This window comes from Listeria swaminathanii (assembly GCF_014229645.1).
Lineage (GTDB): Bacteria > Bacillota > Bacilli > Lactobacillales > Listeriaceae > Listeria > Listeria swaminathanii.
This window is the reverse complement of the sequence record NZ_JAATOD010000005.1, coordinates 21,077-32,476: the sequence shown is the minus strand read 5'-3', so window position 1 is coordinate 32,476 and position 11,400 is coordinate 21,077. Positions and strand designations below refer to the sequence as shown.

Here is an 11,400-nt window from a genome sequence, read left to right as displayed (position 1 = left end):
CTATCTTTCTTTTGTAAAAATAAAAGGTAGAGAAGGGGTGCTATCCACGATGCATATTAAAATATTAAAAAATAGATATCCCAATATAGTTGTTTCAAAAAATCCAATAAAAGCAAGCTCGAATACGATTTCTTTTTACGAAGAACCGCATTATTTTACTATTCCTAAAAATGATCTTTCCGAACAAGAAGCTACATTATTACATACTTTATTTCCAGAACCATTACCAACTTTTACCAAAGAATCAACTCAATTTTGGTTCGACTTATTATTTGGTCAGGAAGAAATGGCCATTCCTAACGAAAAAGATACTTATCGCATAACCCAGTTTCATATTAAAACTAAGACAACTAAAAGCATGCTACAAGAATGGCAAAAAGCATTGCTAAGTTTCTTTAGCCCAGATGCCGAACTTATTATGTTTTCGGCTAATTATGGCGTTATTATTGAAAAATCCACCGGCTCCCTGCTTGGCGAAGAAGAACTCGTTGCAGTCGCTGGTACACTTGAAAGCGATTTTTACATTCAGTCCACTTTTTTCATGGGTCTCTTCCACCCGTTAAATGCCAAATTACGCGGCTTATTTGCAGAGGAGCGGACGATTTTCAATTACAATAATCGCGAAATTGTTCAAACGGTTGCATCCGAAAGTTTAAAAGTCATCGCGCTTCGAATGAAGGAAAGCTTAATTACTAGTGAGCTCAACAATCTTTTCCATCAAGATGACACTTGGATCCCGCTGATTCATACGTTATTTAAAAACCAAGGCAACATCAGCCTCACTGCGAAAGAACTTTTTATGCACCGGAACACAATCCAATATCGTTTGGATAAATTCCACGAGCAAACAAACCTCTCCCTCCGCAAAATGGACGGGCTCTTGTTAGCTTATCTTGCAACGCTACAATCTCATACAAAAAACACCAATCATCAATAGAATTCGAGCATGGTTGGTGTTTTCGCTTGACTTAAAGTTAACTCCAAGGAATACAATGAATATATCAAATAAGTAAAGGAGAATGGCTATGTCTAAAAACCAAACAGTTCTTTTTGCTGTAGATGCTTCTGAAGAACTGACAATGAGCATAAAAGAGGCCAGCGAGAAAAGTGGAGTTTCTGCTGATACAATTCGCTATTATGAACGAATTGGCTTAATTCCACCCGTCCATCGTAATGAAAATGGCGTCCGTAAATTCGGCGCAGAAGATTTACGCTGGATTCAGTTTAGCCGCCAAATGCGCCGTGCTGGTTTATCCATTGAAGCCTTGATTGATTACTTAGCACTTTTCCGAGAAGGCGAGCATACTTTAGAAGCCCGCGTCGAATTACTTAAAGAACAGCGCATTGACCTGAAAAATCGTATTGACGTCATGCAAGATGCGCTTGATCGTCTCGACTTCAAAATCGATAATTACGATACTCATCTCATTCCAGCACAAAAGAAACTAAAAGATTTTTAATATCGAAAGGAGTAATTGAAAATGGCCACACTAGAAAATAGCGTTATTTTTGATAAAGGTGAGCTGATTACAAATGACTACTTTATTGGAAATGCTTATTTAAAAATGCTTGTTCCAGAAGACACTATTTATAATTGTCCGATTGGGAATGTTACTTTTGAACCGGGAGCTCGAAATAATTGGCATAAACATGATGGCGGGCAAATCCTGCTTGTCACCGGCGGAACCGGCTACTACCAAGAAGAAGGAAAACCAGCCCAGCTACTAAAAGAGGGTGATGTCGTGACTATTCCTAAAGACGTAAAACATTGGCACGGCGCTACAAAAGATAGCTGGTTTGTTCATTTAGCCATTTCCACAAATGTGGAATTAGATGGAACGACTTGGCTAGAACCAGTTTCCGACGAACACTATAACAAATTATAACGAAAAAACCCGCTCACCTTCATCCAAGGTTGGCGGGTTTTTATTATTTACTCACATAAGCCAAAATATCTGCTGGTTTTTCGAAAACAAGTTCTGCCTTTTCAAAGCCATCTGTCGTTTTTGCACCCCAAAGCGCTAAGCCAAAATGAGCTCCGGCGGCATGGGCACATTTCATATCATAAGAAGAATCCCCAACATAAAGCACCTCATGCGGCTCTCTGCCAAGAATTTCCAACCCTTTCAAAAGTGGAGCTGGGTGGGGTTTATGGTTTTCCGTATCACTCGCGCAAACAATTGCTTGAAAATGATCCTGGATATCAAACGGATAAAAACCTTTTTCCATTTCTAACGCATTTTTAGAAGTAACCACGCCGCTTTCTGGAATGGCATGCAACACCTCGTGAATCCCATCAAAAACCTCTACTTCTTCAATAAATGACGCCTCTCGTTCAATCCATTTATCTAATACTTTTTCTTCATCTAAAATGTTTAACTGTTCAACCGCAGCCGCTCCTGTGATTCCAAGTACAAATCGCAATTCATCTAGCTCATAACTTAATCCTTCCTCGGCCAAAACTGCTTGAAGAGAATGTAAAACAGCTCTTTCCGTGTCTAGAATAGTTCCATCTACGTCAAAAATTATTGCTTTATACATTGCAAATTCCTCCTTCAAGATTTGGCGAAGTTGTGATAATGATGTGTTGTATATCTCGCTTTTTCTGCTTTTTGAATATCCGCGGCGTTTGTGCCTTTATTTTGAAGCAAATCTCGAAATTCACGCAAATTGGCATGAGAATTCTCATTTAGTTCAAATTCAATATTATCGCAGCTAAATGTCAGCAGAAGTTCCTCTTTTTCACGTACTAGTGCCATCTTTTCTAGTTTGGCAACTGGAAATGTTTGTCGTTTTTTCATACCTAGGCTGAAGTTTTGGTCAAAAACAAGGTAGTCTCTATCAATATAAAACTCTCCGAATTGATATTCCATTCCAAGGGTTGAACTAACCTTACATACTCCATCTAATTTCATATCATCCGCCTCCTTCATCACCTTATATATTAGTTTTAAATGATGAAATGGGTTTCATGTCAAGCAATATCATGAAAATATTTTTAAATAAGTTTTTTTTGCTGTTCAAAAACATTTAAAATCAAGTCAATTACAATTAAAAGTGGCGCATGATGATGCTTAAATAAATCTTCATCAAATACCTCACTGGAAGCGTAGATAATCGTCTCAACATATTGGGAAATTTGCGCATTAGGGTTGTTTACAATAGCAATGACATTCGACAAATTATATTTCAAATGTTCGGCGAGTGACAGCGTATTTTCCGTGCCTCCGCTTTCTGAAATAATAATAATCAGGTCATCTCTCTCAACAATTTGCGGCAACACATCAATAATAAAAGAATCGTAAGTAAAGACAACATTCTTCTTCGATGTAACTAGACTCTTTGAAAAATACTCGCCTAATGTTTTTGTCATACCAAGGCAAGCAATATAGATTTTAGGAGCATACGCAATTCTCGTAGCTACTTGTTCAATTTCTTTCTTCGGAAGTTGCTCAATTCCTAATCGAATGGTTTCTAAAAATGTGGACGAATAGTCTTTGGAAAGGGGTTTGGCTTCTGTTTTGTCCGAATGAAGTAAGAATTTGAGCTCAGAGAAACCGGAAAGTTTTAATTTATGACACATTCTAATAACGGTCGTAGTACTAACGTTGGTCGATTCCGCTAAAGATGTGAGTGACATTTTTTCAAGTGTAGAAATATGATTATCAATATAGAAGAAAACTTGCTTTTCAGCAGGACTTAAAAATTCAATTTGAGGCGCAAACAAACGATAAAGTGAAGTGGCTGACATAATAATACCTCCATGGATATCCGAATTAATTTTAGTATACATGAAATAAAAGCGAATGAACAACACTGCGTACAATTGTACGATTTTCGTACTTTTTCAAAAAAATATTATGGTATAACTAAAGTAACCTAGGGAAAAGACTGTTAATAAAGGAGCTGATAGCATTGAAATTAAGCAATATTACATCGGAGCCACTCATCTTTTTAGATAAAGATTGGCGCACTAAAGAAGAAGTATTTGATGGATTAATTGATGCTTTACACAATCAAGGAGTTTTATCAGATAAAAATGAATTTAAAAAAGCTGTCTTAGAACGCGAAAAGATTTCTGAAACTGGTTTAGAGAAAGGTTTTGCTATTCCACATGGTAAATCTAAGGCTGTTAAAAAAGCTGCTTTTGCATTTGCTCGTATCAATCAACCAATTAATTCTTGGGGCAGTATTGATCCAACGAATGAAGTAAAATATATCTTTTTATTAGCTATTCCAGAAAACGAAGCCGGATCAACTCACTTAGAACTTTTAGCGGCATTAAGTAAGCGTTTACTCGATCCCACTTTTATCGAGAGCATCTCTACCGCTCCGACAGTAAACGAATTTATGAACGTACTTGATTCTGAACAACAACAAGATGAAAAAGTAGATTACAACCGAAAAATCGTGGCTATCACAGCATGTGCAGCGGGTATCGCCCATACGTATATGGCAGCGGAAGCCCTTGAACTTGCTGGTAAAGAGCTTGGCATTGAAGTTATTGTTGAAAAACAAGGTGCTAATGGTATTGAAGACCGCATTACCCCTGAAATTCTTAAAGGCGCAGAAGCTGTTATTTTCGCTACTGATATCACTGCAAAAGATAAAGAACGTTTTGCCGGAATGCCTTTTATCCAAAGACGTGTCGCTGAGCCGCTTCGTAGTGGTAAAGAAATGATTGAAACTGTATTAAGCAAGCCTGATGGTTACGTGAAAGCTGATACAGATGGTACGGAACAACAATTTGATAATAATAAGAGCAGTATTTTCTCCCAAATTTATCGTGGTATTTTAACTGGTATTTCTTATATGTTACCTGTTATTGTCGCAGGTGGTTTAATGATTGGTATTGGCCAACTTGGTGCAACTGCCTTTGGTCTTGAAAAAGTTATTGGTAATCCAGAGTATGCAACAAATGCTAATCAGCTTATCGTTATTTTCCATTATCTCGGTTTATACGGAAATATGATTATGAAATTCATGTACCCTGTATTCGGTGCCTTCCTTGCTTACTCGATTGCTGACCGTCCGGGACTTGCTCCTGGGTTTATCGGTGGTGCTTTCGCAGCAGGACTTCATTACACCTTCTGGGGCGTAGATGGCGGTATACCATCCGGATTCTTCGGTGTCCTAATTTTAGGTATCATTGCCGGATTTGTTGCTAAATTCTTAAACGAAAAAATTAAATTACACAAAAATTTACAAGCTATGAAACCAATGTTCCTGATTCCAGGGATTACTGTTTTAGTCTTGTTCTTCGTCAACTACTATGTGGTCGACCCAGTTTTCGGCGGGCTAAACGCATGGTTACAAGAACTAATTATTCAAAATCAAGATGCAAGTGCTGTACTACTTTCAACTATTATTGCTTGTTTGACCGCGTTTGACTTAGGTGGACCAGTCAATAAAGCAGCTGGTGCTATCGCAATTGGGCTTGCAGCAGACGGAATTTTCCCGCTAACTGCCCGCGTTTTAGCAATCGTTATCCCGCCAATCGGACTGGGGCTTGCGACTGTATTAGATAAGTATATTGTTAAACGTCGTGTTTTTGATGACAACTTACGTGTTGCCGGTACAACCTCTATTTTCCTAGGGTTTATAGCCATAGGAGAGGGCGCGATTCCATTTATGTTACAAAATCCGCTTATCACGATTCCAATTAATATGATTGGTGCTTCTCTTGGTGCGGTCACTGCAGTTTTACTTGGTGCTGTACAATGGCTTCCACTTCCAGCAATTTGGGGCTGGCCGCTCGTTGAAAATTTCTGGGCCTATGCGATTGGTTTGATAGTAGGTATCGCCTTTATTACGTTCGCGAATATCTTCGTACGCTACGGCTTAATCAAACGTAAAGAAAATAAAATCAAATAAATAAATAAGCTGACAGGTACTCTCGTTAGTACCTGTCACTTGATTTGAGAGGTTTTTAAAATGAAAAAAAATAAAATTGTACATGTTGTTGCACATTCCCACTGGGATCACGAATGGTATTTCACCATGGAAGATTCCAATATCTTATTAATTGAGAATTTAGACTATCTTTTAAATGTGTTAGAAACAAAAGATTCTTTTGCTAGTTATTCTTTCGATGGCCAAATGTCTGTTATTGAGCGTTATTTAGACATTCGTCCTGAAAATAAAGCGCGCGTTCAAAAACTTATCCAAGATCGTCGTCTGTTTGTCGGCCCTTGGTATACGCAAACCGATAGCCTGTTAGTTAAAACAGAAGCTGTTATCCGCAACTTACTTTATGGTTATAAAATGGGGGAAGAATTTGGTCATAGTATGAGCATTGGCTATTCCCCGGATATTTTTGGCCAACATGCTTATCTGCCAGCCATTTATAAATCATTTAACATGGAGCATAGCATTTTCCAACGTGGTGTTTATAACGATCAAATTCAAGACGATCTTAACTTCCACTGGACTTCTCCGGATAACAAGTCCATCCCAACCAACAATATTTTCTTCGGTTATGGACCCGGTAAATTTTTAAGCAGTGAAAAAAGTTATGTAGAAACGCGTCTTCTGCCTATTTTAGATCGACTTGCTGAAATGAACACACATACAGATGTCCTTCTTTTACCAGCAGGCGGTGACCAAGTACTCGTGCGCGAAAACTTCCCAGAAATTGTGGCGGAATTAAACGAGATGGACTTAGGATATACCTTCATTTTGTCCGATTACGAAGCATTTATGAATGATGCTTGGACTTCTACTTTCCCGAACGAAATAACTGGCGAACTACTTGCTTGCCAAAAATCGCGCATCCATCACACATGCCGCTCAGAACGCTATGATATTAAACGCCTTAATTACTTAGTAGAAAATAGATTAGTAAACATTTTAGAACCACTTGCAACAATGGCAAACAAATTCGGAATCAAATATCCAAAACCTTGGTTAGATATCATTTGGAAAAAATTATTTGATAGCCATGCTCATAACGGAATTGGTGCTTCGAATTCAGATGACGCGAACCACGATATCGTCGTTCGGCTGACAAGCGCACTTCGAATGACAGATGGCTTGATTAACCTTTTGAAAAAACAAATCACGAAAGCCGTTAGTCAGGAAATGGGCGATGAAAACATTGCGCTACTATTCAATACTAATCCCGTGCCAGAAGAAAGAACTGCAAAACTAACATTATTCACGCCTGAAAAATCATTCCAACTGTTCTCCGGTGACGCGGAAGTTACTTTCAGCGTAGTTCACCAAGAGAAACTAGACGGTGGACGGAAAGTTATCGTAACAGCAAAAGGCGAAAAAGAAGTCGCTGTTCCTGATTATTATCGTACAGAAATCTACCTAAAAAGCGGCCTAATCCCTGCACTTGGTTACACAACATTGCAAGTGAAACCAGTCACTACAGAGATGGACCAATTAATCAGCACTTCGAAACAAACCATTGAAAATGAAAAAATCATTGTTCAATTCGAAAACGGGAAAATCAATCTTTTAAATAAAGAACAACAAAGCATTATAAATGACCTCATTCGCTTCGAAAATGTGGCTGATGCCGGGGACTCTTTTGACTTCTCTCCACTTAAAGGCGACAAAGCTATTTATATCGAAACAAGCGAATTACTAACCGTTGAAAAAAATCATCTATATAGCAAAATGATGTTAAAACATACTGCTTTAGTTCCAAAAGATTTAGAAGCCCGTGCGCAAAAAACAAATACAGAAACAGTTGAAATTTTAACAGAAATTGAACTTTTTGATGGCGAAGAATTTGTTCGCGTGCGTCATACAATTGACAATAAAGTAAAAGATCACCGCATTAGAGCCCTGATTAAAACAAATGTCGCTGAGCCTAAGTTTTCTTACGCAGACCAAGGTTATAGCCTTATGAAACGCAGCGTCACAAACCCTTACCTAGCAAACTGGCGTGAGGAAAAATTCGTTGAAGCTCCTGTGCCGATTTTCCCAGTTGAAAATATTGTCGCTGTTTCCGAAGAAGACGCAACACTTGCTTTGTTAGTTGGCGGTATTAAAGAATATGAAATCTTACCGAAAACCGCTGAAATCGCTTTGACGCTTTTCAGAAGTAATGGTTTGCTTGGAAAAGATGATCTAATGTGGCGCCCAGGTCGTGCTTCTGGTATTAATAACAAAGTCGTTCCTACACCAGATGGACAAATGCTCGAAGAAATGATTTTCGAATATGCTATCTATGTGCAAGCCGAGCAATTAAATGACCAAAAGCTATTCACACAAGCAAACATTTTCGAAGGACATACAGAAACCTATCACCTGCAAAACCTAAACACGTTTGAAGAGCGCCTAGAACGTTTTGAAGTAGATTATCCAATCGACCGTTTGCCAGCTCAAAATTCTATCTTTGAAATAGATAATCCGAATGTATTTATGAGCACTTGCAAAAAATCATGGGATGGCACAGGCACAATTATCCGCCTGTTTAACCCAGCTGATACGGAAGAAACGGTTCGCTGGACAACTACCGCTTCAAGCTTCGAAGTTTCGCTAGCTGAAGAAAAAATCTCAGAACTAAAAGAAAATACTATCTGTATTCCTAAAAAAGGATTTGTAACTATTTTGGTGGAAGGAGAATAATATGCAATCCGAACTGGTTAATCAAATAGAAGTAAAACTAAGAAAAATTTATCAAGCTGCTTACCAGCCCGCCTACTTGGAAAAATTGCTCGCATGTGCCGAAAGCTATTCCAATAACTCGCGTGGTCCCATTGATACTATTTCCGAAAAAAACGTCTATCTTATTGCCTATGGCGACAGCATTTTCGAAAAAAACAAGCATCCGTTACAAACATTAAATGAGTTCCTCCAAGAATACGCGCAAGATGTTATAACAGACGTCCACTTGCTGCCAATTTTCCCGAGTACGTCAGATGACGGCTTTTCTGTAACCGATTATAAGCAAATTGACGAACAGCTTGGCGACTGGGATGACGTTCAAAAAATGTCCGAGAACTTCCGGGTGATGCTTGATTTCGTAGCCAATCACATGTCCAAATCAAGTGATTGGTTCAAACGATTCGCTAACAATGAAGCGCCATACAATCAATTTTTCATTGAAAAAGATAGCCAATTTGATTATAAAAATGTGACTCGTCCGCGGACTTCTCCGCTGTTTCACACATACGAAAACGACAAAGAGCTTTGGACTACTTTTAGCGAAGATCAGTTAGATTTAAACGTTCGTAATATCGATTGCCTCGTCGCCTTAACAGATGTACTGCTTTTCTATGCATCCAAACAGGCCACAAGCATTCGTCTTGATGCGATTGGATTTTTGTGGAAAACATCTGGCACTACTTGCATGCACCTGCCCGAAACCCATGAAATCATTTCACTTTGGCGTCTATTGATTGATGAACTATATCCAAATCTGCAAATTATCACAGAAACCAATGTCCCTCATGAAGAAAATATTAGCTATTTTGGCGACGGGGAAAATGAAGCGAATATGGTTTATCAGTTCCCGCTTCCGCCACTTGTACTTCATACGTTTACTTGTCATGATGCAACCAAACTTTCGACGTGGGCAAAATCCATTTCCCAAGTTTCTAGCACAGCGACTTATTTTAACTTCCTAGCAAGTCACGATGGCATTGGTATGCGCCCAGCGACTGGAATCCTTTCCGACGAAGAAATCAATTCTCTTGTCCAAAAAGCGGTTCAAAACGGCGGGCAAGTTTCCTACAAAGATAATGCAGATGGCACGCAGTCCGTATATGAGCTTAATATTAACTACGGTGAAGCCCTGCAAAACCTTGAGGAAGACACAACCGAAGAACTCGTAACGAAAAAAATTATCGCTGCTCACAGTATTTTACTCACACTTCAAGGCGTCCCAGCGATTTATTATCATTCACTATTAGGCTCTAAAAATGACCTGATTGGTTACGAAGAATCTGGCATTAAACGCCGAATCAACCGCGAAAAACTGGAGAAAAACCAACTAGCGCGTGAACTTGAATCAGACTCTTATCGCCAAACGATTTTTACATCCTTGAAAAAATTAGTACAAATCAGACGGAATCACACTGCCTTTTCACCATTTGCAACTCAAGAAATTTTAGACTTAGGATCCGATGTTTTTGCGATAAAACGAGTATCTGAGACAGAATGTATTTACGGGATTATCAATGTCACTTCTCAAAATATCAGCAAAAACCTAACTTTCTCCGGAACGAATTTATTAACCAATCAACCCGTTACGAGTGAGCTTGAATTAACTGCGTATGAAGTTGTCTGGATTAAGAAGGACCGCCAATGAAAATTGTCATCGCACCCGATTCATTCAAAGAGAGCGCTACTGCAGTTGAGGTAGCAAATGCCATACAAAAAGGCTGGAAGAAAGTGCGTCCAGCCGATCAAATTAGCCTTGCCCCTGTTTCTGACGGGGGTGAAGGTTTTCTTACTGTTTTAAGTCAGTCCGCTGATGTGGAATTGTTCCAAGCAGAAGTAACCAGCCTTAATGGCCACAAAATAACGGCATCTTATGGTATTCATGTCAGTCAAAAAACCGCCATTATTGAGTCTGCCAACACGATTGGCTTGGATTTAGTCCCAGTAGCAGAACGTAATCCAGCCTTGGCAACATCTACTGGCGTTGGTGAATTAATTTTGGCGGCACTTCAACACAATGTCCAAAAAATCATTATCGGACTCGGCGGAAGTGGCACAAACGATGGCGGCGCAGGCTTACTCCAAGCATTAGGCGTGGCACTTTTAGATAAAAACAAACAACCTATCCCGCCCGGTGGTGTTCATTTGCAAGAGTTAGCCTCCATTGATGCTAGCAACCTTCACCCAATGCTTAAAAACATCCAATTCCAAATAGCTTGCGATGTAACGAACCCACTTCTCGGCGAAAATGGCGCAACATTTGTCTTCGGTGCTCAAAAAGGCGCCACACCCGCTATGCTCGTTCAACTAGAAAACGCCATGCAGAATTACGGAGCCCAGCTAGATCAAATTTCTTCTCAAAAAATCACTACAAAAAAAGGAGCTGGGGCCGCTGGTGGTATCGCTGCTGGATTAATGACTTTCCTAAACGCAGACGTGTTAAGCGGTTCAGCTCTTGTTATGGAACTTTCTAATATGAAAGATAAAATGAAAGGCGCCGATATCGTCATTGTTGGCGAAGGACGAATGGACAAGCAATCTATGATGGGCAAAATCCCCGTTCAAATCGCGCAAGAAGCAAAAAAACAAGGCTGCTTCGTACTAGCAATCGTCGGCAGCCTTGCGCTCGAAACCGACGTCGCTCAACAACACGGCATCGATGCTTTCTTTCCCAACATCCCGGAAATAACTGATTTACCTACCCTTTTCGAAAATACGACGAAAAATCTCGAACGCACCGCAGAAAACATCGCTAAACTAACTTTAGTAGGTAACTAGTTT

The 11,400-nt window shown here is 39.4% G+C and carries 10 protein-coding genes; 7 read left to right on the top strand and 3 right to left on the bottom strand.

Annotated elements, in window-relative coordinates; genetic code table 11:
- Positions 1 to 49 precede the first annotated feature (49 nt).
- The 3 genes from HCX62_RS12465 to HCX62_RS12455 all read left to right on the top strand — a co-directional run bounded on the left by HCX62_RS12465 (position 50) and on the right by HCX62_RS12455 (position 1,886).
- The gene (locus HCX62_RS12465; RefSeq protein ID WP_185639293.1) at positions 50 to 937 is read left to right on the top strand and encodes a PucR family transcriptional regulator; all 888 of its coding nucleotides are present in this window, start codon (positions 50 to 52) and stop codon (positions 935 to 937) included.
- Positions 938 to 1,079: 142 nt separating this feature from the next.
- The gene (locus HCX62_RS12460) at positions 1,080 to 1,460 is read left to right on the top strand and encodes a MerR family transcriptional regulator (protein WP_185639378.1); all 381 of its coding nucleotides are present in this window, start codon (positions 1,080 to 1,082) and stop codon (positions 1,458 to 1,460) included.
- Positions 1,461 to 1,481: 21 nt separating this feature from the next.
- Entirely contained in the window at positions 1,482 to 1,886 is a 405-nt protein-coding gene (locus HCX62_RS12455) for a cupin domain-containing protein (protein WP_185639292.1), read from the top strand.
- Positions 1,887 to 1,929: 43 nt separating this feature from the next.
- On the opposite strand, the gene HCX62_RS12450 is transcribed toward HCX62_RS12455, so the two are convergent.
- The 3 genes from HCX62_RS12450 to HCX62_RS12440 form a co-directional block, all read right to left on the bottom strand.
- Positions 1,930 to 2,541 (bottom strand): HAD family hydrolase, encoded by a 612-nt coding sequence (locus HCX62_RS12450; RefSeq protein WP_185639291.1) that lies wholly within the window; start codon positions 2,539 to 2,541, stop codon positions 1,930 to 1,932.
- A gap of 14 nt (positions 2,542 to 2,555) precedes the next feature.
- On the bottom strand, positions 2,556 to 2,915 hold the full coding sequence (locus HCX62_RS12445) for an RpiR family transcriptional regulator (protein ID WP_185639290.1): 360 nt from the start codon (positions 2,913 to 2,915) through the stop codon (positions 2,556 to 2,558).
- A gap of 83 nt (positions 2,916 to 2,998) precedes the next feature.
- Complete coding sequence (locus tag HCX62_RS12440) at positions 2,999 to 3,751, bottom strand: MurR/RpiR family transcriptional regulator (RefSeq protein WP_185639289.1); 753 nt, start codon at positions 3,749 to 3,751, stop codon at positions 2,999 to 3,001.
- A gap of 164 nt (positions 3,752 to 3,915) precedes the next feature.
- Between HCX62_RS12440 and HCX62_RS12435 the strand changes: the two genes are divergently transcribed.
- The 4 genes from HCX62_RS12435 to HCX62_RS12420 are packed head-to-tail and all read left to right on the top strand — an operon-like array spanning position 3,916 to position 11,397.
- Entirely contained in the window at positions 3,916 to 5,874 is a 1,959-nt protein-coding gene (locus tag HCX62_RS12435) for a fructose-specific PTS transporter subunit EIIC (RefSeq protein WP_185639288.1), read from the top strand.
- A 60-nt stretch (positions 5,875 to 5,934) separates the two neighbouring features.
- Positions 5,935 to 8,583, top strand: coding sequence for a glycoside hydrolase family 38 N-terminal domain-containing protein (locus tag HCX62_RS12430; RefSeq protein ID WP_185639287.1), 2,649 nt, complete (start codon positions 5,935 to 5,937; stop codon positions 8,581 to 8,583).
- A gap of 1 nt (position 8,584) precedes the next feature.
- Complete coding sequence (locus HCX62_RS12425) at positions 8,585 to 10,267, top strand: sugar phosphorylase (RefSeq protein WP_185639286.1); 1,683 nt, start codon at positions 8,585 to 8,587, stop codon at positions 10,265 to 10,267.
- On the top strand, positions 10,264 to 11,397 hold the full coding sequence (locus HCX62_RS12420; protein WP_185639285.1) for a glycerate kinase: 1,134 nt from the start codon (positions 10,264 to 10,266) through the stop codon (positions 11,395 to 11,397). The genes HCX62_RS12425 and HCX62_RS12420 overlap by 4 nt, the downstream gene beginning before the upstream one ends.
- Positions 11,398 to 11,400 lie beyond the last annotated feature (3 nt).

What these genes read in the sequence shown, in the direction of transcription:
- HCX62_RS12465 (WP_185639293.1), top strand. Translation starts at nt 50, where the DNA reads ATGCATATTAAAATATTAAAAAATAGATATCCCAATATAGTTGTTTCA.
- HCX62_RS12450 (WP_185639291.1), bottom strand. Translation starts at nt 2,541, where the DNA reads ATGTATAAAGCAATAATTTTTGACGTAGATGGAACTATTCTAGACACG.
- HCX62_RS12425 (WP_185639286.1), top strand. Translation starts at nt 8,585, where the DNA reads ATGCAATCCGAACTGGTTAATCAAATAGAAGTAAAACTAAGAAAAATT.
- HCX62_RS12420 (WP_185639285.1), top strand. Translation starts at nt 10,264, where the DNA reads ATGAAAATTGTCATCGCACCCGATTCATTCAAAGAGAGCGCTACTGCA.
- HCX62_RS12460 (WP_185639378.1), top strand. Translation starts at nt 1,080, where the DNA reads ATGAGCATAAAAGAGGCCAGCGAGAAAAGTGGAGTTTCTGCTGATACA.
- HCX62_RS12430 (WP_185639287.1), top strand. Translation starts at nt 5,935, where the DNA reads ATGAAAAAAAATAAAATTGTACATGTTGTTGCACATTCCCACTGGGAT.
- HCX62_RS12440 (WP_185639289.1), bottom strand. Translation starts at nt 3,751, where the DNA reads ATGTCAGCCACTTCACTTTATCGTTTGTTTGCGCCTCAAATTGAATTT.
- HCX62_RS12445 (WP_185639290.1), bottom strand. Translation starts at nt 2,915, where the DNA reads ATGAAATTAGATGGAGTATGTAAGGTTAGTTCAACCCTTGGAATGGAA.
- HCX62_RS12455 (WP_185639292.1), top strand. Translation starts at nt 1,482, where the DNA reads ATGGCCACACTAGAAAATAGCGTTATTTTTGATAAAGGTGAGCTGATT.